This is a genomic window from Achromobacter sp. FW305-C-30-7, from assembly GCF_058783105.1.
In genome coordinates this window covers 261,223-286,779 of record NZ_JBYSYI010000004.1, presented here as the reverse complement: position 1 = coordinate 286,779, position 25,557 = coordinate 261,223, and the positions used below count along the sequence as shown (strand labels likewise).

At 68.1% G+C, this 25,557-nt stretch carries 25 protein-coding genes; 16 read left to right on the top strand and 9 right to left on the bottom strand.

The genetic code is table 11. The features are described 5' to 3' along the window. Position 1 precedes the first annotated feature (1 nt). The 3 genes from AC3WOB_RS15185 to AC3WOB_RS15175 all read right to left on the bottom strand — a co-directional run bounded on the left by AC3WOB_RS15185 (position 2) and on the right by AC3WOB_RS15175 (position 2,746). Positions 2-790 (bottom strand): SDR family oxidoreductase, encoded by a 789-nt coding sequence (locus tag AC3WOB_RS15185; RefSeq protein ID WP_492275472.1) that lies wholly within the window; start codon positions 788-790, stop codon positions 2-4. A gap of 243 nt (positions 791-1,033) precedes the next feature. After that, positions 1,034-1,684, bottom strand: a complete 651-nt coding sequence (locus AC3WOB_RS15180; protein WP_492275471.1) for an imm11 family protein — start codon at positions 1,682-1,684, stop codon at positions 1,034-1,036. A gap of 153 nt (positions 1,685-1,837) precedes the next feature. After that, a complete protein-coding gene (locus tag AC3WOB_RS15175) occupies positions 1,838-2,746 on the bottom strand; it encodes a LysR family transcriptional regulator (protein WP_492275470.1) in 909 nt (302 codons plus the stop codon). Positions 2,747-2,871: 125 nt separating this feature from the next. On the opposite strand from AC3WOB_RS15175, the gene AC3WOB_RS15170 reads away from it, so the two are divergent. The 3 genes from AC3WOB_RS15170 to AC3WOB_RS15160 are packed head-to-tail and all read left to right on the top strand — an operon-like array spanning position 2,872 to position 5,405. After that, complete coding sequence (locus tag AC3WOB_RS15170; protein ID WP_492275469.1) at positions 2,872-3,780, top strand: NAD(P)-dependent oxidoreductase; 909 nt, start codon at positions 2,872-2,874, stop codon at positions 3,778-3,780. A 43-nt stretch (positions 3,781-3,823) separates the two neighbouring features. Further along, complete coding sequence (locus tag AC3WOB_RS15165; protein WP_013393062.1) at positions 3,824-4,789, top strand: Bug family tripartite tricarboxylate transporter substrate binding protein; 966 nt, start codon at positions 3,824-3,826, stop codon at positions 4,787-4,789. A gap of 34 nt (positions 4,790-4,823) precedes the next feature. Continuing rightward, on the top strand, positions 4,824-5,405 hold the full coding sequence (locus AC3WOB_RS15160) for an amino acid synthesis family protein (RefSeq protein WP_207466947.1): 582 nt from the start codon (positions 4,824-4,826) through the stop codon (positions 5,403-5,405). Positions 5,406-5,474: 69 nt separating this feature from the next. Here the strand turns inward: AC3WOB_RS15160 and AC3WOB_RS15155 are convergent, their stop codons facing one another. Next, positions 5,475-6,164, bottom strand: coding sequence for a FadR/GntR family transcriptional regulator (locus AC3WOB_RS15155; RefSeq protein ID WP_492275468.1), 690 nt, complete (start codon positions 6,162-6,164; stop codon positions 5,475-5,477). Positions 6,165-6,338: 174 nt separating this feature from the next. Here AC3WOB_RS15155 and AC3WOB_RS15150 point away from each other — a divergent pair, with 174 nt between their 5' ends. The 7 genes from AC3WOB_RS15150 to AC3WOB_RS15120 all read left to right on the top strand — a co-directional run bounded on the left by AC3WOB_RS15150 (position 6,339) and on the right by AC3WOB_RS15120 (position 13,286). Then, on the top strand, positions 6,339-7,907 hold the full coding sequence (locus tag AC3WOB_RS15150; protein WP_492275467.1) for an amidase: 1,569 nt from the start codon (positions 6,339-6,341) through the stop codon (positions 7,905-7,907). Positions 7,908-8,095: 188 nt separating this feature from the next. Further along, a complete protein-coding gene (locus tag AC3WOB_RS15145) occupies positions 8,096-9,304 on the top strand; it encodes an ABC transporter substrate-binding protein (RefSeq protein ID WP_013393058.1) in 1,209 nt (402 codons plus the stop codon). A gap of 147 nt (positions 9,305-9,451) precedes the next feature. Then, the gene (locus AC3WOB_RS15140; protein WP_013393057.1) at positions 9,452-10,342 is read left to right on the top strand and encodes a branched-chain amino acid ABC transporter permease; all 891 of its coding nucleotides are present in this window, start codon (positions 9,452-9,454) and stop codon (positions 10,340-10,342) included. Between the two features lie 2 nt (positions 10,343-10,344). Continuing rightward, on the top strand, positions 10,345-11,325 hold the full coding sequence (locus AC3WOB_RS15135) for a branched-chain amino acid ABC transporter permease (protein WP_492275466.1): 981 nt from the start codon (positions 10,345-10,347) through the stop codon (positions 11,323-11,325). After that, positions 11,325-12,062 (top strand): ABC transporter ATP-binding protein, encoded by a 738-nt coding sequence (locus AC3WOB_RS15130; protein WP_492275465.1) that lies wholly within the window; start codon positions 11,325-11,327, stop codon positions 12,060-12,062. Before AC3WOB_RS15135 ends, AC3WOB_RS15130 begins: the two co-directional genes overlap by 1 nt. Beyond that, positions 12,055-12,789 carry an ABC transporter ATP-binding protein gene (locus AC3WOB_RS15125; protein WP_013393054.1) on the top strand — a complete coding sequence of 245 codons (735 nt, stop codon included), beginning with the start codon at positions 12,055-12,057 and terminating at the stop codon, positions 12,787-12,789. The genes AC3WOB_RS15130 and AC3WOB_RS15125 overlap by 8 nt, the downstream gene beginning before the upstream one ends. Next, positions 12,789-13,286, top strand: a complete 498-nt coding sequence (locus AC3WOB_RS15120) for an ureidoglycolate lyase (RefSeq protein ID WP_492275464.1) — start codon at positions 12,789-12,791, stop codon at positions 13,284-13,286. Before AC3WOB_RS15125 ends, AC3WOB_RS15120 begins: the two co-directional genes overlap by 1 nt. 47 nt (positions 13,287-13,333) lie before the next feature. Here the strand turns inward: AC3WOB_RS15120 and AC3WOB_RS15115 are convergent, their stop codons facing one another. The 3 genes from AC3WOB_RS15115 to AC3WOB_RS15105 all read right to left on the bottom strand — a co-directional run bounded on the left by AC3WOB_RS15115 (position 13,334) and on the right by AC3WOB_RS15105 (position 17,733). Then, the gene (locus AC3WOB_RS15115; protein ID WP_492275463.1) at positions 13,334-13,963 is read right to left on the bottom strand and encodes a class I SAM-dependent methyltransferase; all 630 of its coding nucleotides are present in this window, start codon (positions 13,961-13,963) and stop codon (positions 13,334-13,336) included. Between the two features lie 151 nt (positions 13,964-14,114). Beyond that, entirely contained in the window at positions 14,115-15,971 is a 1,857-nt protein-coding gene (locus AC3WOB_RS15110) for a phosphoenolpyruvate carboxykinase (GTP) (RefSeq protein ID WP_013393051.1), read from the bottom strand. Positions 15,972-16,116: 145 nt separating this feature from the next. Further along, the gene (locus tag AC3WOB_RS15105) at positions 16,117-17,733 is read right to left on the bottom strand and encodes an acyl-CoA synthetase (RefSeq protein ID WP_492275462.1); all 1,617 of its coding nucleotides are present in this window, start codon (positions 17,731-17,733) and stop codon (positions 16,117-16,119) included. 123 nt (positions 17,734-17,856) lie between these two features. On the opposite strand from AC3WOB_RS15105, the gene AC3WOB_RS15100 reads away from it, so the two are divergent. Beyond that, complete coding sequence (locus AC3WOB_RS15100; RefSeq protein WP_013393049.1) at positions 17,857-18,582, top strand: TetR/AcrR family transcriptional regulator; 726 nt, start codon at positions 17,857-17,859, stop codon at positions 18,580-18,582. Here AC3WOB_RS15100 and AC3WOB_RS15095 read toward each other — a convergent pair. After that, positions 18,546-19,457: an SDR family oxidoreductase gene (locus tag AC3WOB_RS15095; RefSeq protein WP_492275461.1), complete on the bottom strand. Its 912-nt coding sequence runs from the start codon at positions 19,455-19,457 to the stop codon at positions 18,546-18,548. The genes AC3WOB_RS15100 and AC3WOB_RS15095 overlap by 37 nt on opposite strands. A gap of 136 nt (positions 19,458-19,593) precedes the next feature. Here AC3WOB_RS15095 and AC3WOB_RS15090 point away from each other — a divergent pair, with 136 nt between their 5' ends. Beyond that, positions 19,594-20,388: an enoyl-CoA hydratase/isomerase family protein gene (locus tag AC3WOB_RS15090; RefSeq protein WP_492275460.1), complete on the top strand. Its 795-nt coding sequence runs from the start codon at positions 19,594-19,596 to the stop codon at positions 20,386-20,388. Here AC3WOB_RS15090 and AC3WOB_RS15085 read toward each other — a convergent pair. Next, positions 20,385-21,263: a LysR family transcriptional regulator gene (locus AC3WOB_RS15085; RefSeq protein WP_492275459.1), complete on the bottom strand. Its 879-nt coding sequence runs from the start codon at positions 21,261-21,263 to the stop codon at positions 20,385-20,387. The two genes, AC3WOB_RS15090 and AC3WOB_RS15085, sit on opposite strands and share 4 nt — an antisense overlap. Before the next feature lie 119 nt (positions 21,264-21,382). Here AC3WOB_RS15085 and AC3WOB_RS15080 point away from each other — a divergent pair, with 119 nt between their 5' ends. From AC3WOB_RS15080 to AC3WOB_RS15065, 4 genes are all read left to right on the top strand, one after another. After that, positions 21,383-22,882, top strand: a complete 1,500-nt coding sequence (locus tag AC3WOB_RS15080; protein WP_492275458.1) for an MFS transporter — start codon at positions 21,383-21,385, stop codon at positions 22,880-22,882. Between the two features lie 26 nt (positions 22,883-22,908). Next, the gene (gene ertE / locus AC3WOB_RS15075; protein ID WP_492275457.1) at positions 22,909-24,174 is read left to right on the top strand and encodes an N-carbamyl-l-glutamate amidohydrolase ErtE; all 1,266 of its coding nucleotides are present in this window, start codon (positions 22,909-22,911) and stop codon (positions 24,172-24,174) included. 109 nt (positions 24,175-24,283) lie between these two features. Then, entirely contained in the window at positions 24,284-24,619 is a 336-nt protein-coding gene (locus AC3WOB_RS15070) for a thioredoxin family protein (RefSeq protein ID WP_013393043.1), read from the top strand. A gap of 50 nt (positions 24,620-24,669) precedes the next feature. Next, entirely contained in the window at positions 24,670-25,554 is an 885-nt protein-coding gene (locus AC3WOB_RS15065) for a DMT family transporter (RefSeq protein ID WP_049797916.1), read from the top strand. Positions 25,555-25,557 lie beyond the last annotated feature (3 nt).

Sequence of the window (25,557 nt, the reverse complement as noted above, 5' to 3'; positions counted from 1 at the left end):
TCTAGGCGGCCAGGCGCGGAATCGCGGGCTTGGCCTGTTCGGGACCCATGGCCGAGTAGCCGCCGTCCACCGCGTAATCGGCGCCGGTGACGAAACTGGCATGGTCTGAAAGCAGGAAGGCGACCACCTCGGCCACTTCGGCCGGATCGCCGGCGCGTCCAAGCAGGTGGTAGTCCGCGGCCACGCGGTCGGTCTTGGCGCGGTCGCCCTGCGTCAGCTCATCCATCACGCGCGACCAGGTCCAGCCCGGCGACACGGAGTTGACGCGTATGCCGTCGGCGGCATAGTCCATCGCCATGTTGCGGGTCACTTGCAGCAGCGCCGCCTTGGAAACCGGATACAGCCAGCGCCCGGTCTGCGCCACGCGCGACGAGATACTGGTGAAATTGACGATGGCCCCGCCGCCGGCCGCGACCAGATGGGGATGGACCGCGCGCGCGGCCATCACGGCGCTGACCAGGTTGACGTCCAGCGCGCGCAGCCAGTCGGCACGGCCCGACGCGGCGCCGTCGTCCAGATAGGTGGCCGCCAGATTGACCAGGAAATCGATGCGGCCGAAATGCGCTGCCGCGTCGGCCACGCCGCGCTCCAGCTGCGCGTCGTCCGCAATATCCACCGGCCAGAAGCGCGTGCCGGCCGGATCGGCGGCGGCCACGTGTTCGCCGCCGGCGGCATCGATGTCGAACAGCGCCACGCGCACGCCCTTGGCCCGCAGCGCCGCAACCACGCCCGCGCCGATCAGCGTGGCGCCGCCCGTCACGATGGCCACCTTGTTGTCCAGACCCTTCATCGCATCACCTCACCGTTAGCTGATTGAGTGAGGCGAATACTGGCGCCGCGCGCCGGGGCGGCGATAGCCGGATCCGGCTATCGCTATCCGCTGACTGCGCTTATTCGGGGAAAGACTGATCCATGTCCAGGCGGCGTGGCCGGAAACTGCGGCGCCTGTCCGCTTCGTGCAAGCGCGCGGGCTGCGGGGCGCACAGACGGCCCGATGCCGCCGCGGCGCGGCGAGCCGCCAGACGCGCTGACACTAAATATCGGCTACATCGCGCAGCCGTACGCCGGAGAAGTTGGCCGCACTCAATGCATCAAACATCGCGCGGTCGCAGATGGGAGGTGCTCCCATGCGATCCTGGCGGAAGATATGGGCATCTCCCACGACATCCTGTTTGAACACCAAGCTGGCTCCGCCGACGAGGCTATAAAGCTTCTCGTCCTCGCCGGTCTGATAATTATGGTCGAGCTTGATCCTCACGCGAGAAGAGGCTTCATCCAGGGCATCGAGTCTGCGCAGCACATTGCCTAGGTAGTACTGCGGAGCGGGGCTGCCGTCAGCAAGGCTGAAGTCGCATGCCACAAATGCAAACGCCTCGGCGTCCAACTGCTCAAACAGTTGCTTCAACGGCTCCGACACAATCCATATGCCAGCGAGCTCTTCCAGATCGCGTGGCATTCCGCCCTTCTCCGGTACATGAACCAGGTGGGGACGCTCCGGATACTGATCTGGCATTCCATTAGGGCGCGAGACGACATTCATCCCCGGATCGATCAGCTTCTCTTCGTTGGCGATTTCGATGCCGGGAACCCTGCCGTTTCCCAAGAAGCTGGCGTCGATCAGGAAAAATTCGGCCTTATGAGATGCGGCTTCGGCTGAAACTTCAATGGTGGTCGGTTCGGTCACGGTGGCTTCCATCATGGATGCGGGGGCAGAACGGGAATGCAGTTGAGCCGATGCTAGCGGGGCTTTGGCGCAGCCACAAGTTCCGTCGAAGTGGTCTTCAGCATGCTGATGCTGGGAAATGCTGCCAACCTGCTCCAAAGTTCATGACACGCTCTAGGACCGGCCCGCCTTGCGCGAAGCGCGCGCATGTTCCTTGATCAGGCGCACGAAACGCTGCACCTGGCGGCTGGGGCGGTCGAAGCGCGAACGCACCAGACTCAGCGACAACGGTATCGACTCGCGCAGCGGCCGCGTCACCACGCCGGGCCAGCCCTGCTGCCCGACCGAGAACTCATCGACGATGGCCACGCCCGCGCCCACCCGCACCAGCGCGCAGGCCAGTTCGGCGCGCACGATTTCCACGGCCGGATTCCAGCTGACGCCGGCGCGCTGGAAGGCCGCGGCCACCAGTTGCCCGAACGGGATGTTGCGGTTGTAGAGGATCAGCTTGCACTCGGCCAGTTCGGCCAGGCTCACCGCCCGCCGCGAGGCCAGGGGATGGCCTTGCGGCAGGATGCAGACCATCTCGCCGGTGGCCAACGGCTCCACCACCAGATTGGGATGGTCGATGGGCAGCACGGACACCGCCAACTCCGCCTTGCGCCCCAGCAGTTCGTGCGCCATGTCGGACAGCAGCGTGGTGTGGAACTTGAGCCTGACCTTGGGGTAGAGCTCCAGGTACTGCGCAATCACGGGGGGCACGAAGTTCAGCGCCAGGCTGGGGCTGGAACACAGGGTCAATGCGCCCTCGGGCCGTTCGGCCAGGTCGCGCGCCAGTTCATCGATGCGCAGGGCTTCGTCGAACAACGCCCCCACCTCCTCGAACAGGCGCTGCGCTTCCGGGGTGGGCGTGAGCTTGCCCTTGTCGCGTTCGAAGAGCTGCAGGCCCAGGCTCTGCTCGGTGTGGGCGATGAGGCGGCTGATGGCTGGCTGCGACACGAACAGCAGCTTGGCCGCGCCATTCATGGAACCGGTCAGCATCACCGCCCGGAATACTTCCATCTGCCTGAGCTTGAAACGCATGGCTGATCCGATAATCGTTTGTTATAACCCCTGGCCAACTTAGCATAAGCGCTGCTATCACGCATTCATTAGCATTCCAGATGGCTCCTGGCACGTATCCCAGGGCGATTCGATAAAGGGAATGCATGACACTGACAGTAGGATTCGTGGGCCTGGGCATGATGGGCCTGCCCATGCTGGAAAACCTCGCCGACGGCGAAGAAGTCTTCAACATCCTGGCGTATGACCGCGACCCCGCGCGCCTGGAGCGCCTGGCCGGGCATCCCGCATGGAACCGGACGCTCAAGCCGGCCGCCAGCCTGCAAGCCCTGGCCGCTTGCGACGTGGTCATCACCATGCTGCCCGACAGCGCCATCACCAATGCGGTCATCGAAGGCGAGCACGGACTGGCGGGCGCGATGCGTCCCGGCTCCGTGCTGCTGGACATGGGCTCGTCCAATCCGGCCGAAACGCTGCGGCTGGCGCCGCGCCTGCGCGAGGCGGGCATCACGCTGATCGACGCGCCCGTATCGGGCGCTGTGGCCAAGGCCGCCGCCGGCACGCTGGCCATCATGGTGGGCGCCGACGCGGACGGACTGGAACGCGTGCGTCCGCTGCTCTCGCGCATGGGCGCTTCGCTCATCCACACCGGGGCGGTGGGCTCCGCGCACGCCATGAAGGCGCTGAACAATTATGTCTATGCGGCCGGTCTGCTGGCGGCCAGCGAGGCGCTGCTGATCGCGCAAGGCATGGGCCTGGACCTGGAGGTGTTCACCGACGTGCTCAACGCCTCCAGCGGCCGCAACGTCGCCACCGAAACCAAACTGCGCCAGTTCATCGTGCCCGGCACCTACAACGGCGGCTTCGCCCTGGCCTTGATGGCCAAGGACTTGCGCACCGCCGACGCGCTGCAGGCGCTGGCCGGCGTTCCCGCCACGCAACTGTCGCTGTGCACGGAACTGTGGCAGCGCGCGCTGGCGGACATGCCCGCTGGCGTGGACAACACCGAGATCCACCGCTACCTGGAACGCCTGCAAGCCCGCGCGCCGGCCTGATCCCGCGCCGCCCCAACAATAAAGACATCCACAGGAGACAAGCATGAAACGATCCGCCGCCACGCTCGCGCTGGCGCTGGTGCTGGGCGCGCCGCTGGCGCCCGCCGGCGCCGCGGGCTATCCCGACCACCCCATCCGCATGGTCGTGCCCTTCCCGCCAGGCAGCATCACCGACGTGGTGGCGCGCAGCCTGGGTAAAGCCATGGCCGACGATTTGGGCCAGCCGGTGGTAGTGGAGAACAAGCCTGGCGCCAACGGCATCATCGGCACCCACGACGTGGCCCGCGCCAAGCCTGACGGCTACACCCTGGTAGTGGTGGGCGTGTCCACGGCGGCCAGCGGCGTGAGCCTGTTCAAGGACCTGCCCTACAACCCCGCCACCGACCTCGCGCCCATCGGCGCCGTCGCCGAAACGCCTTACCTGCTGGTGGGTTCGCCGCGCATGCCGGGCACCCAGGTCTCCGATCTGTTCGCCTATGGCGCCCAGCATCCCGGCAAGCTGACCTATGCCTACGGCTCGGGCAGCGCGCAGGTGTTCGGCGCCAAGCTGGCGGCCATGGGCAAGATCAATGTCACGCCGGTGCCCTACCGCGGCGGTCCGCAGGCGCTCACCGACGTCATCGGCGGCACCGTCGACCTGACCTTCACCGACCTGGCCAACGGCCTGCAGCAGGCGCGCGCCGGCAAGGTCAAGACCTACGGCGTCAGCACGCCGGAACGCTTTCCGCTGGCGCCGGACATCCCCACGCTCAACGAAACCGGCGCCCCCGGCTTCGATCTGACCGTGTGGTTCGGCCTGATGGGTCCGGCCGGCCTGCCCGCGCCCGTGGTCGAGCGCCTGTCGCAATCGCTGGGCAAGGCCTTGGCCAATGGCGAACTCAAGCAGACCTATGAACGCCAGGGCCTGACCGTCAAGCAGCAGACCCCGGCCGAATTCGGCGGCTTCGTGCGCGCCGAGATCGACAAATGGGCGGCCATCGTCAAGGAAACCGGCATTCCGCCGCAATGAACGCCCTCTTCAACCGCAACTTGGAATTCACCGCATGTCGCTGATCGATATCCGCAAACGCTGCCTCATCGTCGAGACTACCTACCACGAGAACGGCCCGGCGCCCGAGCGGCCGCTCAAGCTCGCCGCCGCCTGCGCCGTCATCCGCAATCCCTATGCCGGCCGCTACGAACCGGACCTGATGCCCTTCATGGCCGAACTGCGCAGCCTGGGCACCCTGCTGGCGACCGAGTTGGTGGACACGCTGGGCGGCAAGGACCAGATCGAGGTCTACAGCAAGGCCGCCATCGTCGGCCTGGACGGCGAAATGGAGCATGGCGCGGTCTGGCACGAGGCCGGCGGCTGGGCCATGCGCAGCGTGCTGGGCGAGCCCCGCGCCATGGTGCCCGCCGTCAAGGCCGTGGCCGTGGCCGGCTACCGCATGATGGTGCCGGTGCACTACATCCACGCTTCCTACGTGCGCAGCCACTTCAACAGCATCGAGATCGGCATCCAGGACGCGCCGCGCGCCAATGAGATCCTGTTCGCCCTGGTCATGGGCACGGGCGGCCGGGTGCATTCGCGGCTGGGCGGGTTGACCAAGGAAGCCGTGGCGGTGCACGACGGACAACGGTAGCGGCTGCGCCGCTCGATGCGCGCAGAGCACAGGCAGAAGCTCCGGAACCTGTGCCGGCCTGAACAGGCCCTAGGCGCCCGGGATCGTCAGCGCCAGGCCCGCGCGGTCCGCCACATTGCAGATGTGGGCGCGCATGGCGCGGCGCGCGGCCTCGGCCGAACCCGTCGCCAGGGCATCGATGATGGCCGCATGTTCGTATATCGGCTCGCGCACGCGCGCGGGATCGGCGAACGCCACCTGCCGGCTGCCGTCGACCACATCGGCGATGCTCTCGGCCAGGTCCAGCAGCATGGGGCTGCCGGCGATCTCGTACAGGCAGGCGTGAAAAGCGCTGTCGCCTTCCGACATCGCCACCAGGTCGCCGGCGTCGGCAGCCTGTTCCATGTGCGTGATAGTGGCGCGCAGGCGGGCTAGCCCCGCCTGGGTGACCACGCCGGCGGCCAGGCCCGCCGCCAATTCTTCCAGCTGATTACGCACCAGATAGACGTCGCGCAAGGCATAGCGGCCCTGGAAGCGCCAACGGCCATAAGCGCTGCCCAGGCCTTTTTCACCAGGCCGGGCGATGAACACGCCGCGGCCGGCTTCACTGCGCAGCAGCCCCAGCCCTTCCAGCATGGTGATGGCCTCGCGCAGCGAGGCGCGGCTGACGCCTAGTTCCTCGGCCAACTGGCGTTGCCCGGGCAGTTTGCCGGCCTCGGCCCAATCGCGCTGGCGGATACGGGCCTGCAACTGCTGGGCTATGTGTTCGACGGTGTTCATCGCGGAATTCTCAAGGCGTGGGCGCGCGGCGGTCGCCCGGTTTGGCGTTGACAGCCATATACTGCCTGGGCATTATGACATTCAACTGGTCTGACCGGTTAGGATAAAGCCGTACTGCAAAGCGCCCCGGCACGGCCGCGGGCCCCACGCCCCTTCTTGTTCATAGCGCCGCTCATGACCGACCTCTACGACCGATTTGCCCGCGCCGTCGACGCGATGGCCCGACTGGCTGACTACCCCTATTCCGAACGCCGCCAGGCCTGGCTGGACCGGCTGCGCATCAACCTGCCCGAATTGACCGTGCTGGACTCGCTGGCGCCGGAAGCCGAGCTGGGCTACCTGGCGCCGCCTGCCGCGCCAGCCGATAAGCTGCCCGCCGCGCAGGCCGGCCGCGGCGTCGCGGTGTCGCGCCACGCGCGCGGCATCGCCGCCATTGCGCGCGAATGCCGCGACGATCCGGCGCGCGCGGCCGAGGCCGCCAAGGCCGCGCTGGCCGCGGCCCGCCAGCAGGCTGACCTGAACGCCTTCATCAGCCTGTCCGACACGCCGGCACTGGATGGCGCAGCGGCCGCGGCCGCGCGCAAGCTGCGCGAAGGCGCCGCCATGCCGCTGATGGGCGTGCCGATAGCCGTCAAGGATCTGATGCAGGTCGCGGGCTTTCCCCAAACCAACGGCAGCGGCGGCCTGAAGCCGCCGCCGGCGCTGCGCGATGCGCTGGCGGTGGCGCGGCTGCGCGAGGCCGGCGCGCTGGTGGTGGGCACCACCAACCTGCATGAACTGGCCTACGGCATCACCAGCGAAAACCCGCACTACGGCTGGGTCGGCAATCCCCGCGGGGCGGGCTATACCGCGGGCGGCTCCAGCGGCGGCTCGGCCGCGGCGGTGGCTGCCGGCATCGTTCGGCTAGCCATAGGCACGGACACGGCCGGTTCCATCCGCATCCCCGCCGCGTGTTGCGGCGTGGTCGGCTTCAAACCCACCTTCGACGCCATTTCGCGCGAGGGCGCGCAGGCGCTGGGCGCCAGCCTGGACCACCTGGGGCCCATCGCCGCCAGCGTGGCGGACGCCGCCCTGGCCTATTCCATCATGTCGGGCCAGGCGGAACGCACCGTCAGCGCGGGCGCGCTGACCGGTCTGCGCGTGGGCGTGCCGCGTAATTACTTCTACGACCCGCTGGCCGAGGACGTGGCGCAGGCGGTCAACCATGCGCTGGCGCTGATGCAGGCCGACGGCGCCACGCTGGTGCCGCTGGACCTGCCGGGCGTCGAGCACAGCGCGGCGCTGCAATTCGCCACCCTGTGCAGCGAAGCCACCGACATCCACTGGCGCCGGCTGGTCGACCAGCCCGAGACCCTGGGCGACGACGTGCGCGTGCGCCTGGAGATCGGCCAGTTCCTGCCCGCCACCTGGTACACGCGGGCGCAGCGCGGCCGCGCCGCGCTGGCGCAGATGTTCGACCTGGCGATGCAGTCGGTGGACGTGCTGGTCACTCCCACCCTGCGCATCGAGCCGCCGCGCTCGGGCGCGGGCGCAGTCACGATCGCCGGCCGCGAAGTGCCGCTGCACACCGCCGTCACGGGGCTGACCATGCCTTTCAACCTGACCGGCATGCCGGCGCTGACCTTGCCCTGCGGCAGCGGCCGCAACGGCCTGCCGCTGGGACTGCAGATCGCCGGGGCGCGCGGCGCCGACTGGCGCGTGCTGAACACGGCCGCGCGCGTGGAAAACCTGCTGGCGGCCTGACGCCACGGTAATGGCCGGCGCCCTCGCTGGCGCCAGCCATCATGCTGACAAGCTCAAACTGCTGGTAAGCCCTAACTGGTCAGACCGGTACTACAGGATTAAAAAACAGGCAGAATTCCCGCCCGCCGACACCGTTCGCCCGCGCGAATGGCGGCATCGCCGTATCTCCTTTCCAAAAGGAAACCACGATGAAACTGCTCCGCCTTGCCGCAGCCGTATCCGCGGTCGTACTCGCCTCTGCCGCCCATGGCGCCGATCCCGTGGTCATCGGCGTGAGCATCGCGCAATCGCCGCCCGGCTCGGTGGTGCAAGGCACCCAGGTCAAAGACGGCGTGGAGATCATCGCCAAGATGATCAACGACAAGGGCGGCGTGCTGGGCCGGCCGCTGAAGATCATCTACGAAGACAACCAGGGCATCCCGGAAAAGGGCCGCGCGGCGGCCGAAAAACTGATCTCGCGCGACAAGGTCGTGGCGGTGACGGGCGGCCACCAGAGCTCGGTCTGCCTGGCCGAGATCGAAGTCGCGCACCGCTACAAGGTGCCCTACGTCAACACCAATTGCTGGTCCGACGACGTGCGCGCCAAGGGCTATCCGGAAGTCTTCAATCCGGCCAACTACAACACCCGCGTTTCCAGCGCCATGGCCGACACCATCGCCGCGCTGAAGGTCAAGAGCGTGGTCGCCTTCGCCGAGAACACCGACTACGGCATCGGCCAGGCCAAGCTGCTGGGCGAATTCCTCAAGAAGGCCGCGCCGCAAACCCAGTACAAGTACATCGCGCTGGACCGCGCCGGCAAGGACTTCACGCCTGCCGTGCTGCCCCTGCGCGCCAGTCCGCCCGACCTGGTGGTCAACATCATGCTGCCGCCGGCCGCCTACATCCTAATGAACCAGTTGTACGAACAGGGCGTGGCGCCCAGCGCCAAGACCTGGTTCTATGACGGCGCCGGCATCGCCGACTATCCCGACTTCTGGAAGAACGTGAAGGAAGCCGGCAAGTACATGCTGGCCTTCGGCCTGTACCACCCGCAAATGCCCATGCCGCAGATCGGCATGGACGTGGCCGCCACTTACCAGAAGCAGGCCAAGACCGAACCCAACCGCCTGATCTTCCAGGCCGCGGACTCGGTGCTGCTGATCGCCCGCGCGATCGAAGAGGCCAAGTCCACCGACAGCGCCGCCATCATCAAGGCGCTGCAAGGCATGCAGTTCGAAGGCGTGCGCGGCAAGTTCGGCTTCTCGCAGCAGCCGGGCTACACCTACCAGCAATGGGTCGACATTCCCTACGTCACCTATCAGCTGACCGAGGTCGACCAGCCGCTGAGCAAGACCACGCTGATCCAGGCCACCGGGCAGCCGCTGCAGGTCGACAAACTCGTCAAGCCTGCCAAGTAACGGTACCCCCACGCCGCGCCTTCGGCTTGCTGCCCCCCGAGGGGGCGCTTTTTGCCTTGGGGCGGCCCGGCGGCAAAAAGAACCGGATCACCTCCACAGCATGACCGCAACACGCCGGGGCCACGCCCCGGCGCCAGGGAGAATCGAGTGCTGGCATTGGACCTGTTCGTCAACGGCCTGATCATCGGCCTGTACTACGCGCTGATGGCGGTCGGCCTGACCATGATCTTCGGCATCCTGAAGGTCGTGAACTTCGCCCACGGCGAGTTCTACATGATAGGCGCCTACACCTACACCCTGGTGTCGCTGGCCCTGGGCGTACCGCCCTGGCTGGCGCTGCCCATCGCCGCCGCCGCCGGCGCGCTGCTGGGCTGGGCCACGGAACGCTGGCTGATGCGCCCGCTGTACGCGGGTTACGGCTCATGGGGGTTGATGAAGGATGAGTACGCGGTCGTGGTCACCTTCGGCCTGTCGCTGCTGCTGATCAACCTGGTGGACAAGGTCGTGGGCCCCTACCCCATGCGCGGCCCCGCGCTGTCCGACGTGACGCGCATGGCCGTCGGCCCATTCATGATGAGCGGCCAGAAGCTGATCACCGCGGGCCTGTCCATCGTGCTGCTGATCGGGCTGGCGCTGTTCATCAAGCGCTCGCTATGGGGCCGGCAGGTGCAGGCGGTGGCACAGAACCGACTGGGCGCGTCCATCGCCGGCATCGATACGGCGCGCGCCAGCAGCATCATCTTCATGGCCTCCGGCGTGCTGGCGGCGCTGGCCGGCGCGCTGCTGGCGCCGGTCATCAATCCGGCGCCGGACGTGGGCGCGTTCCCGGCCATCAAGTCCTATGTGATCGTGGTGATCGGCGGCATGGGTTCCATTCCCGGCAGCATCGTGGCGGCGCTGGCGCTAGGCGTTCTGGAGAGCTTCGGCGCGGTCTACCTGTCCTATGACTACCGCGACACCTTCGGGCTGGCGCTGTTGATCCTGATCCTGCTGTTCCGGCCCAAGGGCCTGTTCGGCGAACGCGCGCGGGAGGTCTGAACATGGAACCGCTGGCCCATCCCAATCTGCTGCGCAACAAGCTGAGCCAGGAAATGCGGCTGTCGCTGGTGTTCCTGGCGGTGCTGGCGCTATTGCCGCTGGGCGTGTCCTCGCCCTACTGGCTGGGCGTGCTGATCGTCAGCATGTACTTCGCCATGCTGGCCTGCGGCTGGAACCTGCTGGCGGGCTACGCCGGCCAGTTCTCGCTGGCGCCGGCCGCCTTCGCCATGCTGGGCGGCTACACCACCGGCCTCCTGGCCTATCACTGGAAGGTGCCGCTGTGGCTGGGCCTGCCGCTGTCGGCGGTGGTGCCGGGGCTGGTCGGCCTGGTGCTCGGCCGCATCGTGCTGCGGCTGTCGGGCCCCTACCTGGCGCTGACCACGCTGTCCTTCGCCGAGATCGTGCGCCTGGTGATCTACAACTCCATCGACTTCACCCGCGGCGACCAGGGGCTGCACGTGCCGGCGCTGCTGGAAAACCGGGTCGGCAATTACTACCTGTTCCTGGCCGCGCTGGCGGCGGTGACCTTGCTGATCTTCCTGTTGCTGCGGGCGCGTCCTGGACGCTTCCTGCAAGCGATCCGCGACGACGAAATCGGCGCGGCCAGCCGCGGCATAGACGTGGTGCGCTACAAGACGCTGGCCTTCCTGGTCAGCTGCGCCATCTGCGGCTTCGCGGGCGGCCTGTACGGCACCTTCGCGCAGCTGGTCAGCCCGGAACTCGGCATCGTGACGCAGACCGGCATGGTGATCGCCATGGTCGTGATCGGCGGCATGGGCACGCTGGTCGGACCGCTCTTGGGCGCGGTGCTGGTGTACGTCGCATCGGAACTGCTGCGCGACGTGGGCAACATCCAGATGATCGTGTTCGCGCTGCTGGTCATCATCTTCGCGCGCTTCTTCCGTGAAGGGCTGTGGGGCCTGGCGCGCCGCGCCTTCCTGCGCCGTTCCACCGACGCCCGCGCCAGCGCCAAGGGGGCCTGATGGCACTGTTGCAGATTTCCGGAATACAGAAGCGCTTCGGCGGGCTGCTGGCCGTGAACGGCGCGGGCATGGACGTCGCCGACGGCGAACTGCTGGGGCTGATCGGCCCCAACGGTTCCGGCAAGACCACCTTGCTCAACGTGCTGTCCGGCCACCTGGCTGCGGACGCGGGCCAAGTGCGCCTGGACGGCCGCAGCGTGCTGGGCCTGAACCCCACTCAACTGACGCGCCTGGGCGTGCTGCGCATGTTCCAGATGACCCGGGTCTTCAACCGGGTCAGCGCCTACGACAACCTGATCGTGTGCGGGCTGGCCATGGGCCTGGACGAGGCGGCCGCCAGCCGCCGCGCACTGGAGCTGCTGGAAGAACTCAAGCTGATGCACGTCATGCACCTGGACGCCGGCCAGTTGTCGGGCGGGCAAAAGAAGCTGCTGGAGTTCGGCGCCTGCTTCATGGCGCCGCCGCGCATTGCTTTGCTGGACGAGCCCTTCGCCGCCGTGCACCCCGTCATGAAGGAAACCATGTCCGAGTTCATCCGCCGTCGCAACCAGAGCGGCCAGACCTTCATCCTGGTCAGCCACGACATGCCGGTGGTGGTGGACCTGTGCCCGCGCTCGGTGTGCATGAACGCCGGCCGGGTGCTGGCCGACGGCCCGACGCAGCAGGTGCTGCGCGAACCCGCGGTGATCGAGGCCTATCTGGGCGAACAGGGACAAGAGGAGCAGGACCATGCCTGACACGCTGCTCGCCATGGAAGGCGTGACCGCGGGCTATATGGGCGACATCGACGTGCTGCGCAACGTCTCGCTCACGGTGCAGGCCGGCCGCATCAGCGGCCTGATCGGCCTGAACGGCGCGGGCAAGTCCACGCTGATGAAAGCCATCTGCGGCTTCCTGCGGCCCAAGTCCGGCCGCGTCACGCGCGCCGGGCGCGATATCTCGGGCCAGCCGCCGCACCGCATGATCGACGACGGCCTCTGGTACATCCCGCAGGAATCCAGCCTGTTCCCCTACCTGACGGTGGAGGAGAACCTGCGCCTGCCGCTGGAAGGCCGGCGCAAGCGCTACGGCGACGTGCTGGAGCCGCGTTTCACTGAAACGCTGGAGCGCTTTCCGGTGCTGAAGGAAAAGCTCAAGGACCAGGCCGGCAACCTGTCCGGCGGCCAGCAGAAGTCGCTGGAATTCGCCAAGGCCTACATGGTGCAGCCGCAAGTCTGCCTGATCGACGAGCCCAGCATCGGGCTGGCGCCGCGCGTGGCGGCCGAAGTCTTCCAATGGATCCGCGCCTTCGCCGATGCCGGCATGGGCATCCTGCTGGTGGACCACAACGTACGCCGGGTGGTGGCCATGTCCAATCACATCTACGTGCTGAGTCTGGGCGAGATCACCGCGTCCGGCTCGCCCGAGGATTTCGCCGGCGACCTGCACGAGCAGGTGCGCGAATGGCTGGGGATCAACTTCTGATGGCCGCCCGGACTCTCACCGCGCAGCCCCTGTCCGCCGACGCCTTCGCGCCCTACGGCGAGGTCGTCAGCAGCGCGGACCGCGCCGGCCGTTCCATCAACGCCGGCACCTCGCTGCGGGTGGAAATGGGCGAACCCGATCTGCTGGACGCGGGCGGCCGGCCGTCGCTGTCGGTATTCCGCGCGCAAGCGATCGCCCTGCCCTTTGCCGCGCGCCTGCTGGAACGCCACCGTCTGGGCAGCCAGACCTTCCTGCCGCTGGCGGGCACGCCGTATGTGGTGCTGGTGGCGCTGGGCGCGGACGCGCCGGACCCGGCCACCTTGCGCGCCTTCATTGCTGGCGCGGGCGTGGGCATCACGCTGCACCGGGATGTCTGGCATCACCCGCTGATGGCGCTGGCCGACGGCGAATTCGCCGTGCTGGAACGCGCCGGTCCCGCGGTGGATTGTGAGTTGGCGGATCTGCCCAACGCGCCCTGGACGATCCAGGCCGTTTGAGTCCAGGCCAGGCTTTGTCCGCGGTTGCCTTCAGTATCGGCCGGCCGCTAGCCCGCCCGCCGCCAGACGCTGGCCAGCCAGGGCTGCTGCTCGCGCGGCAGGCCCTGCGGCCGGTAGTAGTGTTCAAGTTCCTCGAAGCCCGCCGCCGTCATCAGGGCGCTCCAGCCTTCCAGGTCATGGTAGGCGCCGTAGCGTCCGCGATTCCAGCCTTCCTGGTTGCCGCCACGCGGGTTTGAACTGAACAGCACGCCGCGCGGCTTGAGCGCGCCGTGCAAGGCTTGCAGTACCTGCGGCAGCTCCTGGCCAGGCACATGAAACAAGGCGGCATTGGCGAATATGCCGTCGAAGCGGCCTGGCGGCAGCGCCAGGCGCAGAAAGTCCTGCTGCCAGACCTCGCAGCCGGTCGCCTGCCTCGCCATTTCGACGAAACGCGGCGTGCCATCCAGGCCGACCGCGCGATGGCCCAGCGCGGCGAACGTTTTCAGGTCGCGCCCCGGCCCGCAGCCGAAGTCCAGGATGTCGTAGGGAGGATCGCCTTCGATGTGGCGCAAGAGCGCCGCGATGTTCTGGCTGACGTCGTGGTCCCGGGTGCCGGCCTCGAACGAGTCCGCATTCTCTTGATAATGTGCGACAGTCAGGGAACTGATTTTGGCGAGGTCTTCGGCATCGAGTTTCATGCGGCCATTGTGCCGCAAAAGCGGCATGCAGCCGAAGTCGGAAGCCTGATCTGCCCGGGTGACTGGCACTCGGGCAGATCAGGTTTCCCATGAGGTGTCAGGCACCCGGCGGGCGCCGGTGCCTGACAGCCTTGCAACGCGTCGCCGGCCCTCAGGCCGCCAGCCGCCCTTCGATCTTGGCCTTGGCGGCCGGCAGATCCTCGGGCAGGCCCTGCGCCAACTGGGCGAACAGCTCGTCATGCAGCGCCAGTTCGTCGCGCCAGGCGGCGGCATCCACCGACATGACCTGCTCGAACTTGTCCGGGCTGAATTCCAGGCCGGTCCAGTCGATGTCCTGGTAGCTGGGCGAAATGCCGAACACCTGGTCCACGCCCTTGGACTGGCCGTCGATGCGGCCCAGCATCCAGCGCAGCACGCGCATGTTGTCGCCGAAGCCGGGCCAGACGAACTTGCCGTCCGGACCCTTGCGGAACCAGTTGACGCAGTAGATGCGCGGCAAGGTGGCGCCGGCGGCTTCCAGCTGCTTGCCCAGCTTCAGCCAGTGGCTGAAGTAGTCGCTCATGTTGTAGCCGCAGAACGGCAGCATGGCGAAGGGATCGCGGCGCACCACGCCCTGCTGGCCGGCGGCCGCAGCGGTGGTTTCCGAACCCATGGTGGCGGCCATGTAGACGCCTTCGACCCAGTTGCGGGCTTCGGTGACCAGCGGCACGGTGGTGGAGCGGCGGCCGCCGAAGATGAAGGCGTCGATGACCACGCCTTCGGGGTTTTCCCATTCGGGGTCGATGGACGGGCATTGCGCGGCCGGCGCGGTGAAGCGCGCGTTCGGATGCGCGGCCTTGCGGCCAGTTTCGCGCGCGATGGCGGGTGTCCAGTCCTGGCCCTGCCAGTCGATCAGGTGCGCCGGCGGCGTGTCCGTCATGCCTTCCCACCAGACGTCGCCGTCATCGGTGAGCGCCACGTTGGTGAAGATGACGTTGGCCTTGAGCGTGGCCATGGCGTTGAAGTTGGTCTGCTCGCTGGTGCCCGGGGCCACGCCGAAATAGCCGGCTTCCGGGTTGATGGCGTGCAGGCGGCCGTCCTTGCCCGGCTTGATCCAGGCGATGTCGTCGCCGATGGTGGTGACCTTCCAGCCGTCCATGCCTTGCGGCGGGATCAGCATGGCGAAGTTGGTCTTGCCGCAGGCCGACGGGAACGCCGCGGCCACGTGGTACTTGCGGCCCTTGGGCGAGGTCACGCCCAGGATCAGCATGTGTTCGGCCAGCCAGCCCTGGTCGCGGCCCATGGTGGACGCGATGCGCAGCGCGAAGCACTTCTTGCCCAGCAGCGCGTTGCCGCCGTAGCCCGAGCCGAAGCTCCAGATTTCGCGGGTCTTGGGGAAATGGACGATGTACTTGGTCGGGTTGCACGGCCAGGCCACGTCGGCCTCGCCTGCGGCCAGGGGCTTGCCCACCGAATGCACACAGGGGACGAAGTCGCCGTCGGCGCCCAGCACGTCATACACCTGCTTACCCATGCGCGTCATGATGCGCATGTTCACGGCCACGTAGGGGCTGTCGGACAGTTCCACGCCGATGTGAGCGATGTCCGAACCCAGCGGGCCCATCGAGAACGGCACCACGTACAGCGTACGGCCGCGCATGGCGCCGTCGAACAGGCCGTTGAGCGTGTCGCGCATGGCGGCGGGCTCGGCCCAGTTGTTGGTCGGGCCGGCGTCTTCGGCACGGTCGGAACAAATAAAGGTGCGGTCCTCCACGCGGGCGACGTCGGAAGGATCCGAGCACGCCAGGAAGGAATTAGGCCGCTTGGCGGGGTTCAGCCTGCGCATGGTGCCCGCTTGGACCATCTGCTCGCACAGCCGGTCATATTCTTCCTGGGAACCGTCGCACCACACGACCTGGTCCGGCTTGGCCAGGGCAACAAAGCTGGCGACCCAGTCGATCAGGCCGCGGTGCTTCACGTAGGCAGGCACGTTCAAGGCTGCCAATCCCCCATCCAAAGGCTTATTCATCGGGGTTTATCTCCATACTAGTAAGGCTAATGGTGATACGGCCCCAAATGACATGGGGCCGTAGCAATTTGCGCCATCATACTTGCAGCGGCTGGTTGCCCGTCAACCCATCCTCTTGGACGACATTGTCACCGGTTGAGACGGGTCAGATGTAGCTGCCGTCGCGCAACTCGCGGCGGATGATCTTGCCGGTGGCGGTGGTCGGCAAACTGGTTACAAATCGGATCGCGCGCGGATACTCATGGGCCGCCAGGCGCTTGCGCACATGGGCTTGAAGATCCTTCACCAACGCGTCGTTACCCTCGTAGCCTTCGTTCAGCACCACATAAGCCATCACGATCTCGGTGCGCTGGGCGTCAGGCACGCCCACCACCGCCGCCATGCGCACCGCGGGGTGGCCGATCAGGCAGTCCTCGATCGGGCCAGGGCCGATGCGGTAGCCGGCGCTGGTGATGACGTCGTCGTTGCGGCCGACGAAGCGGATGAAGCCCTCGGCGTCGCGCACGCCCTGGTCGCCGGTCAGCAGATAGTCGCCGGCGAACTTTTCGGCGGTGGCCTCTGGGTTGTTCCAGTACCCCAGGAACATCACCGGGTCCGGCCGCAATACGCCGATATTGCCCTCATCCGCCACTTCGACGCCACTGTCATCCACAATAGCAACGCGGTGGCCCGGCGCCGCGCGGCCAATGGCGCCGATGCAGGGGTCGAACAGCGACGAGCAGGACGACACCAGCATGTTGCATTCGGTCTGGCCGTAGAACTCGTTGATGGTCACGCCCAGCACGCGCCGGCCCCAGTCTATGAGTTCCGCTCCCAGCGACTCGCCGCCGCTGGCGACCGAGCGCAGCGCCAGCGTGCCGGCCCCGGCGGGAAGCTCGGTGCCGCGCATCATCTTCAGCGCGGTCGGCGGCAGGAAGGTGTGGGTCACGCCGTGGCGCGCCATCAGCTCGAAGGCGCTGGCGCCGTCGAATTTCTCGAAGCGGCGCGCCAGCACCGGCACGCCGTGATGCCAGGACGGCAACAACACGTCCAGCAGGCCGCCGATCCAGGCCCAGTCGGCCGGCGTCCACATCAGCGCGGCGTTTTCCGGGAAGAACTCGTGCGACATCTCCACGCCCGGCAGGTGGCCCAGCAACACCCGGTGCGCATGCAGCGCGCCCTTGGGCTTGCCGGTGGTGCCCGAGGTATAGATGATGACGGCCGGGTCGTCGGCCGCGGTCGCCGCCGGCGTGTAATCGTCGGATTCGGCCGCCAGCGCGGCGTGGAACGGCACGGCGTCGTCCGGGCAGTCCGGGTCGATGCAATAGACCACCTTCAGGTCCGGCAGGCTGGCGCGGATCTCGCGCAGCTTGCGGCAGCCTTCGGCGTCGGTCACCAGCGCCGCCGCGCCGCTGTTGGCCAGGCGGTACTGGATCGCGTCCACCCCGAACAGCGTGAACAGCGGCACCGCCACCGCGCCCATCTTGTAGACGGCGATATGGGTCACCGCGGTTTCCGGGGCCTGCGGCAGGTAGACGGCGACGCGGTCGCCGCGCTTGACGCCATGGCGTTCCAGGCTGTGCGCCAGGCGGTTGGACAGCGCCTTGATCTGATCGAACGTGTAGCGCGATTGCGCGCCGTCGCTCTTCTCGTAGATCAGCGCCAGGCGGCCGCTGCCGTCGGCCCATTTGTCGCAGGCGTCGACGCCGATGTTGTAGGCCGCAGGCACCTGCCATTGGAACTGGGACGCAAGCTGCGTGTAGGAATCGGCTCTGGACAGCATGGTTTGTCTCTGATGTTGTTGTCGAACGCGCCGGCGCCAGGCGCCAGCGATGTAACGTCTTGCCTCAAACTTGACCCTGGCTCAATAATAAGCCCCGCCCACCCGCAGCCCCTTCCCCATCGCATGGAAAAAGCCGCCACCGTCCCGATGCGCCGCCCGCCGGCCAGCGCCAAATCCGAACAGCGCATCCGCGACATCCTGCGCGTCGCCCGCCAGGTCTTTTCCGAAGCCGGCTTCCAGGCCGCCACCACCACCGAGATCGCGCAGCGCCTGGGCGTGTCCGAGGCCACGGTGTTCACCTATTTCGGCGGCAAGCGCGAACTCTGCGTGCGGGTGATCAGCGACTGGTACGACGAAATCATCGCCAAGGTCGAGGACAACCTGCCCCACGTGCATGGCGCGCGGGCCCAGCTGCATTACCTGGTACATGCGCACCTGCGCCACCTGCTGGCCGAAGGCACCGGGCTGTGCGCCTTCATCCTGTCCGAGGGACGCGCGCGCAACGACGACTTCGGCGAGGTCTACGCGCAATTGCAGCGCCGCTACACCGCGCCGCTGATGCGCATCCTGGCCCAGGGCCAAGCCGACGGCGACATCCGCCGCGACATGCCGCTGCGGCTGCTGCGCTCGGCGGTCTACGGACCGATGGAGCACGTGCTGTGGGACGCCATCCTGCGTGGCGCGCGGGTGGACGTGGCCGCCACCGCCGACCAGCTGGTCGGCTTTCTGTGGCAGGCGCTGCAGCCGCCCGCGCAGGACGCGCTGGCGCTGGCGCAGTTCCGCGGCGACGTGCGGGATGCCCTGCATCGGCTTCAATCGTCGGAAAACAAGGACGGCGGCTCGTACTGAGGAAAGCCGTTGTAGGCCTCGCCCCGCTCGGCGGGCGCCAGGCTCCAGGAATGGCGGGCGTTGGGCACGCCGCCATCCACCCGGATGACGCTGCCGTTGATGAAGGCCGCGGCCGGCGACAGCAGGAACACCACCGCCGCCGCCAGTTCGGCCTCGGTGCCGAAGCGCTGCAGCGGCACTTTCGTTTTCAATTCGCGCAGCACGGCGCGGTAATCCTCGTCGTAGCTGTCCATGCCGCTGGAGGCGATCCAGCCCGGCGCCACCGCGTTGACGCGCACGCCCGCATGGGCCCATTCGCAGGCGGCGGTTTCGGTCAGGTTCCAGACACCGGCGCGCGCCGCGCCCGAATGCCCCATGCCCGGCATGCCGCCCCAGATGTCGGCCAACATATTGACGATGGCGCCGCCGTGCTGGCGCATGTGCTGGGTATAGACCTCGCGCGACATCAGGAAGGTGCCGTGCAGATTGTTCTGCACCACCGCGTTCCAGCCGTTGTAGCTGATGCGGTCCAGCGGCGCGGGGAACTGCCCGCCCGCGCAATTGAACAGGCCGTCGATGGCGCCGTGCCGCGCCAGCACATCAGAAACAGTGCCGCGCACGCCGGCTTCGTCGCGGATGTCGCAGGCGTGCAGGCTGATGCGGCCGGCGGCCTCGGGGTAGATGCGGGAAATCTCGTCCTGCGCCGCCTGCAGCTTGTCCAGCTTGCGCCCCACCAGCGCCAGGCCGGCGCCCAGCGACGCCAGCTCGTGCGCGGTGCAGCGGCCCAGGCCGCTGCCGCCCCCCGTCACCAGGATGGTCTTGCCCTCGTAGAGGCCCGGCCGGAATACCGACGCGTAGCGCTGGCCGGCGGCCGCGCCGCCTGGGTGCTGGCTCATGTCTCGCTCCATTATTTTTTTGAGGATAACTCAATATTTATCCCGATTCGATGGCTGAGACAGAATTTTCAACCTAGAATCGAGCGCTAGTCCCGTTGCTTTGTTGAGCCTGAATCAAGAAAACTGGAGACCAGGAATGACCACGCCCGCCCCGCTGGACGTCGCCCACGACGGCCCCATCGCCCGCCTGACGCTGAACCGCCCAGACATGCGCAACGCGTTCGACGACACGCTGATCGCCGCCCTGACCAGCGCCGTGCAGGCGGCGGTGGACGATCCGGCCGTGCGCGTGCTGTTGCTGACTGGCGCGGGCAAGGCCTTCTGCGCCGGTGGCGACCTGAACTGGATGCGCAAGATGGCCACGCTGACCGACGCCGAAAACCGCGCCGACGCCGCCAAGCTGGCGCGTATGCTGCACGCGATCTGGTCCTGCCCCAAGCCGGTGGTGGCCTGCGTCAACGGCGACGCCTATGCCGGCGGCATGGGCCTGGTGTCGGCCTGCGACATCGCCATCGCCGCGGACAGCGCACACTTCTGCCTGTCGGAAACCCGGCTGGGGCTGCTACCCGCCACCATCAGCCCCTATGTGCTGCGCGCCATGGGCGAGCGCGCGGCCAACCGTTATTTCCTGACCGCCGAACGCTTCGACGCGGCGACCGCTTTCCGGCTGGGCCTGGTGCACGACATCGCCCCCCTGGCCGAGCTGCCGCAGCGCGCCGAGGCGCTGTGCCTCGCCCTGTGCGACAACGGCCCCGGCGCGGTGCAGGCCAGCAAGCGGCTGGTGCGCGACTTCGCCGGCCAGGAAATCGACGCCGCGCTCATCGCCGACACCGTGGAACGCATTGCGGCCGTGCGCAGCACGGACGAAGCCCGCGAAGGCGTCAGCGCCTTCCTGGAAAAGCGCGAACCCGCCTGGCGCGCGAAGCGCTAGGCGCCCAGCCGTTCGGCCATGAAATCGACGAAGGCCCGCAGCTTGGGCAGCGGATGCCTGCTGTCTGGCCACAGCACGGAAAAACGGCCGTCTGCATCGAGACAGTCGTCCAACACGGTGGCGAGACGGCCTTCGTCCAAGGCCGCCCGCAGCGCGAAATCAGGCAGGTAGGCCAGGCCCAACCCAGCTTGGGCCGCGCCGATCAACGCCTCCACGCTGTTGAAGCTCAGCGCCGCCGGCGCGGGCGCGACAGGGCCGTCGCGGAACTGCCATGGCTGTACCTGACCCGTGCCCGGATAGCGATAGGCCAGCCTGGCATGGCCGTCCAGGTCGCCCGGCGCTCGCGGCCTGCCGCGGGCGGCCAGATAGGCGGGCGCGCCCGCCACCACGAAGCGATAAGGCCGCAGCGGCCGCGCCCGCAAGCGCGAATCGGCGAACTCCCCGCTGCGTATCACCGCATCCAACCCCTCGCCGATGACATCGACGATGCGGTCGTTGAAATCCAGCTCCAGCTCGATCTCCGGATAGCGGCGGGTGAACTCGGGCAGCAGCGGCAGCAGCAGGCGGTAGCCGATGGCCGGCACGCTGACCCGCAGCCGGCCGCGCGGCGCCTCGCGGCCCCGGGTTACCTCGGCCTCGGCCTCATCCAGTTCGTTCACGATGCGCAGGCAGCGCTCCAGGTAGAGCGCGCCCTCCTCGGTCAGGCTGATGCGCCGCGTGCTGCGGTTGAGCAGGCGCACGCCCAGCCTGTCCTCCAGCCGCGCCACGCTCTTGCCCACGGCCGAGGCCGACAGGCCCAGATGCTCGGCGGCCGCGACATAGCTGCCGCGCTGCGCGGCGTGGACGAAGGCGTGTATACCGCTCAGGCTGTCCATTTCCGTTCCATTAAGGAATATTTATCCGCTCATAAAGGATATGGGCGGCATTTTTGTTTCATTGACGCAATTTTATCCTTCATCGACGCCTATCCCGGCTATTCCAACCTGATTCGTCGATGCCTTCCTCTGCCTCTGTTCCCGTTTCCCCGGGCTGGACCGTGCTTGCCGTCTGCACGGCCGCCCTCATCCTGCCCTTGAGCTTTTCCGGCGGCGCCGTCGCCACCCCCGCCATCGGCCGCGACCTGGGCGGAAGCGCCCAGGCGCTCGGCTGGATCACCAACGCCTTCATGCTGAGCTTCGGCAGCCTGCTGATGGCGGCAGGCACGCTGGCCGACGCCTATGGTCGCAAGCGCCTGTTCGTGTCCGGCGTGGCCTTGTTCGTGCTGGTATCGGTTGCGCTGGCGCTCGCACCCACGGTGGCCTGGCTGGACGGCCTGCGCGCGCTGCAAGGCGCGGGCGCCGCCGCGGCCCTGGCCGGCGGCTCGGCGTCCCTGGCCCACGCCTGCCCGGGTCCGGCGCGCACCCGCGCCTTCGGCGTGCTCGGCGCCAGTTTCGGCGCGGGCCTGGCGCTGGGACCGATGCTGGCCGGACTGCTGATCGACAGCGTGGGTTGGCGCTCGGTCTTCCTGTCGAGCGCCGCGGTCGGCGCGCTGGCGCTGGCCGTCGCCCTGCCCCGGATGCAGGAATCGCGGGACCCGCAAGCAGGCCCGCTGGACTGGGCCGGCAGCCTGGCCTTCACCTGCGCGCTGGCGCTATTGACCTGGGGCATCCTGGAAACACCCGCCGCGCGCGGCGCATCGGCGCTGGCCTGGAAACTGCTGGCCGCCGCGGCGCTGTGCCTGCTGGCCTTCGTGGCGATAGAGCGGCGCGTGCGCCGGCCGATGCTGGACCTGGCGCTCCTGCGCTATCCGCGCTTTGTGGGCGTGCAGATGCTGCCCGTGGCCACCTGCTATTGCTATGTGGTGCTGCTGGTGCTGCTGCCGATCCGTTTCATCGGCATCGAGGGGCGCGGCGAAGCCGGCGCGGGACTGGCGATGGCGGCCCTGTCCGCGCCGCTGCTCTTCATGCCGGCGGTGGCCGTCTGGACCACGCGCTGGATGAGCGCGGGCCGCAGTTGCGCGCTGGGCCTGCTTGCCGCCGCCCTGGGCCTGTATTGGCTCAGCCGCATCGGCGTCGCGCAGCCGGCCCAGGCCGCGCTCTGGCCCATGCTGCTGATCGGCGCCGGCACCGGCCTGCCCTGGGGCCTGATGGATGGCCTCTCGATGAGCGTCGCGCCGCCCGAGCGCGCAGGCATGGCCGCCGGCATCTTCAGCACCACCCGCGTGGCCGGAGAAGGCATCGCGCTGGCCAGCGTCAACGCCTTGCTGAGCTTGCTGATCGCCCATCGGCTCGGCGCGGATCCCGGCCCCGCCGCGCAATACCTCGCGGCCGGCGACATGGCGCAGGCCCTGGCCCACCTGCCCGGCGCGGGCCCGGCGCTGCTGCGCCAGGCTTATGACGACGCCTTCCGCCAACTGCTGCACGCGCTGGTCGCGATCACCCTGGCCTGCGCTGCGGTGGTGGCGCTGTTCCTGGATGCGCCGCGCAGCCAGACGCTGCAGACACGCATGCCATAATTCCAGGCGCAATTTCAGGAAGTCTCATGCCACACGCTTTTCCTCCCCTGAACGCCGAGCGCCTCTGGGCCCGCGTCGAAACCCTTTCCCGATACACGCTGCCCGACGTCCCCTGGACGCGCCGCGCGTTCTCGCCGCTGTTCGAAGAAGCCCGCGCCTGGCTGCGCGGCGAATTCGAAGCTGCGGGCCTCTCGACCCGCCTGGACGCCGGCGGCAACCTGGTCGGCACGCTGGCCGGACGCGATCCGGCGCGCCAGCCCATTGCCACCGGCTCGCACTGCGACACCGTCATGGCCGGCGGCCGTTTCGACGGCATCATCGGCGTGCTGGCGGGTATCGAGGTGGCTCACACCCTGCGCGAGCAAGGCGTGCAACTGGAGCACCCTTTCGAGGTCATCGACTTCCTGTCCGAAGAGCCCAGTGACTACGGCATCTCCTGCGTCGGCAGCCGCGCCCTCTGCGGGCAGTTGACGCCCGACATGCTGCAGGCTCGCAACCCCGATGGCGAAACGCTGGCGGCTGGCATTGCCCGCATCGGCGGCGACCCCTCGGCGCTGGGCGCGCCGCTGCGCGGCCCAGGCGGCACTGCCGCCTTCGTCGAACTGCATATCGAACAAGGCCCGGTGCTGGAAAGTCGCGGCCTGCCCATCGGCGTGGTCACCAACATCGTCGGCATCCGCCGCGTACAGATCACCGTCGAAGGCCAGCCCGACCATGCCGGCACCACGCCCATGGACATCCGCCGCGACGCCCTGGTGGGCGCGGCCCGCATCATCGACGCCGCCAATCGCCAGGCCAGCGCCGCCAGCGGCAATCCGCATTACGTGGTCGCCACCGTGGGCCGCCTGTCGATGACGCCCAACGCCGCCAACGCGGTGCCGGGGCGCGTCGAACTGACGCTGGAAATGCGCAGCGACAGCGATGCCGTGCTGGATGCGTTTCCGGAAACCTTGATGGCAGGCGTGGCGGGCGACCTCAAGGCGCTGCGCCTGACCGCCAGCTTCACGCAGCTGAGCCGCGCCCGTCCCACCGACTGCACGCCGCTGGTGATGGACGCGGTGCAAGCCGCCGCGGATCAGTTGGGCTATGCCTCGATGCGCCTGCCCAGCGGCGCGGGCCACGACGCCGTCTACATGGCGCCCACCGGCCCCATCGGCATGATCTTCATTCCCTGCCTGAACGGCCGCAGCCACTGCCCGGAAGAGTGGATCGAGCCCGCGCAGCTGCTGGACGGCACCCGCGTGCTGTACCAGTCCGTGCTGGAACTGGACCGGACGCTGCGCGGCGCTTGAAGCCGGGGCGTCCCCTCCAGGCCCGCGGGTATCTCCCGCCCGCGGACGCCGCGCTGCCATAATGGGCGCCTCGCGCCGCGACCGGCGCCCCTGCGCAGCCCTGCCCCCCATGGAACAGATAGAACTCAACGACAGCACCGCCGACCGCTACCTGCTGGACGCGCCCGGCCTGTCCCTGCTGGTCTTCCACAGCCGCACCTGCGGCACCTGCCGCATCGCCCGCGAACAACTGCCGCAGCTGGAGCTGCCCGTGGAACGCGTGTGCTGGGTCGACGCCGGCGACAACCGCGGCATGGTCGAGCGCTACGAGGTCTTCCACCTGCCCGCCATGTTCGTGACGCGCGACGGCGCCTTCTTCGGCCCGGTCCAATCGACCCTGGCGGAATGGGACCTGCGCCAGCAGATCGGCCTGGCCCTGGACAGCTATCCCGCAGAACTGCCGTGAACGGCCCCAAACCCTTGCGCCAGCCGCTGGACGGACTGGCCACCGGCGCCATGCTGCTGTTGTGCGTCTGCTGGGGCTTCCAGCAGATCGCCATCAAGCTGGTGGCCGCGGACGTCTCGCCCATCATGCAGATCGGGCTGCGCTCGGCCTTCGCGGCGCTGGTGCTGGCGGTGGCCGTGTGGCGGCGCGAAGGCCTGCGCGCCTTCACCGATGGCACGGCGTTGCCCGGCCTGATCGTGGGCCTGCTGTTCGCCGGAGAATTCCTGTTCGTGGCGCAAGGCCTGGTCTACACCACGGCCTCGCACATGTCGGTGTTCCTGTACACCGCGCCCATCTTCGCCGCGCTGGGGCTGCACTGGCTGCTGCCCGAGGAACGCCTGAAGCCGCTGCAGTGGCTGGGCGTGGTCATCGCCTTTTGCGGCATCGCCGTGGCCTTCCTGGGCAAGGGCCAGCCCGCAGGCTCCGCCGCCGCTCCGAACATGCTGCTGGGCGACGCGATGGGACTGCTGGCAGGCCTGTTCTGGGGCGCCACCACGGTGGCGATCCGCAAGACCTCGCTGTCGGAAGCCGCTCCCGCCAAGACGCTGTTCTACCAGATGGCGGTCGCGGCCATCACCCTGCTGGCATTCGCGGCGGCCACCGGCAACGCCGGTTTCCGCTACACCCAGGCCGCAGTGCTCAGCGTCGCCTTCCAGTCGGTGGTCGTGGCCCTGTCCAGCTACCTGGCGTGGTTCTGGCTGCTGCGCCGCTACCTGGCCTCGCGCCTGTCCATCCTGTCGTTCATGACGCCGCTGTTCGGCGTGAGTTTCGGCGTGATCATCCTGGACGAGCCGCTGGACGGCGGCTTCGTGCTGGGCGCCCTGCTGGTGCTGGCCGGCATCACCCTGGTCAGCGGCGCCGAACTGCTGCGCGAGAAGTTGCGGCGCACCCGCTGAGCC

What these genes read in the sequence shown, in the direction of transcription:
- AC3WOB_RS15125 (WP_013393054.1), top strand. Translation starts at nt 12,055, where the DNA reads ATGCCTGACACGCTGCTCGCCATGGAAGGCGTGACCGCGGGCTATATG.
- AC3WOB_RS15085 (WP_492275459.1), bottom strand. Translation starts at nt 21,263, where the DNA reads ATGGACAGCCTGAGCGGTATACACGCCTTCGTCCACGCCGCGCAGCGC.
- AC3WOB_RS15070 (WP_013393043.1), top strand. Translation starts at nt 24,284, where the DNA reads ATGGAACAGATAGAACTCAACGACAGCACCGCCGACCGCTACCTGCTG.
- ertE (WP_492275457.1), top strand. Translation starts at nt 22,909, where the DNA reads ATGCCACACGCTTTTCCTCCCCTGAACGCCGAGCGCCTCTGGGCCCGC.
- AC3WOB_RS15185 (WP_492275472.1), bottom strand. Translation starts at nt 790, where the DNA reads ATGAAGGGTCTGGACAACAAGGTGGCCATCGTGACGGGCGGCGCCACG.
- AC3WOB_RS15120 (WP_492275464.1), top strand. Translation starts at nt 12,789, where the DNA reads ATGGCCGCCCGGACTCTCACCGCGCAGCCCCTGTCCGCCGACGCCTTC.
- AC3WOB_RS15160 (WP_207466947.1), top strand. Translation starts at nt 4,824, where the DNA reads ATGTCGCTGATCGATATCCGCAAACGCTGCCTCATCGTCGAGACTACC.
- AC3WOB_RS15170 (WP_492275469.1), top strand. Translation starts at nt 2,872, where the DNA reads ATGACACTGACAGTAGGATTCGTGGGCCTGGGCATGATGGGCCTGCCC.
- AC3WOB_RS15105 (WP_492275462.1), bottom strand. Translation starts at nt 17,733, where the DNA reads ATGCTGTCCAGAGCCGATTCCTACACGCAGCTTGCGTCCCAGTTCCAA.
- AC3WOB_RS15150 (WP_492275467.1), top strand. Translation starts at nt 6,339, where the DNA reads ATGACCGACCTCTACGACCGATTTGCCCGCGCCGTCGACGCGATGGCC.
- AC3WOB_RS15135 (WP_492275466.1), top strand. Translation starts at nt 10,345, where the DNA reads ATGGAACCGCTGGCCCATCCCAATCTGCTGCGCAACAAGCTGAGCCAG.
- AC3WOB_RS15095 (WP_492275461.1), bottom strand. Translation starts at nt 19,457, where the DNA reads ATGAGCCAGCACCCAGGCGGCGCGGCCGCCGGCCAGCGCTACGCGTCG.
- AC3WOB_RS15115 (WP_492275463.1), bottom strand. Translation starts at nt 13,963, where the DNA reads ATGAAACTCGATGCCGAAGACCTCGCCAAAATCAGTTCCCTGACTGTC.
- AC3WOB_RS15145 (WP_013393058.1), top strand. Translation starts at nt 8,096, where the DNA reads ATGAAACTGCTCCGCCTTGCCGCAGCCGTATCCGCGGTCGTACTCGCC.
- AC3WOB_RS15100 (WP_013393049.1), top strand. Translation starts at nt 17,857, where the DNA reads ATGGAAAAAGCCGCCACCGTCCCGATGCGCCGCCCGCCGGCCAGCGCC.
- AC3WOB_RS15065 (WP_049797916.1), top strand. Translation starts at nt 24,670, where the DNA reads ATGCTGCTGTTGTGCGTCTGCTGGGGCTTCCAGCAGATCGCCATCAAG.
- AC3WOB_RS15090 (WP_492275460.1), top strand. Translation starts at nt 19,594, where the DNA reads ATGACCACGCCCGCCCCGCTGGACGTCGCCCACGACGGCCCCATCGCC.
- AC3WOB_RS15155 (WP_492275468.1), bottom strand. Translation starts at nt 6,164, where the DNA reads ATGAACACCGTCGAACACATAGCCCAGCAGTTGCAGGCCCGTATCCGC.
- AC3WOB_RS15175 (WP_492275470.1), bottom strand. Translation starts at nt 2,746, where the DNA reads ATGCGTTTCAAGCTCAGGCAGATGGAAGTATTCCGGGCGGTGATGCTG.
- AC3WOB_RS15165 (WP_013393062.1), top strand. Translation starts at nt 3,824, where the DNA reads ATGAAACGATCCGCCGCCACGCTCGCGCTGGCGCTGGTGCTGGGCGCG.
- AC3WOB_RS15110 (WP_013393051.1), bottom strand. Translation starts at nt 15,971, where the DNA reads ATGAATAAGCCTTTGGATGGGGGATTGGCAGCCTTGAACGTGCCTGCC.
- AC3WOB_RS15130 (WP_492275465.1), top strand. Translation starts at nt 11,325, where the DNA reads ATGGCACTGTTGCAGATTTCCGGAATACAGAAGCGCTTCGGCGGGCTG.
- AC3WOB_RS15080 (WP_492275458.1), top strand. Translation starts at nt 21,383, where the DNA reads ATGCCTTCCTCTGCCTCTGTTCCCGTTTCCCCGGGCTGGACCGTGCTT.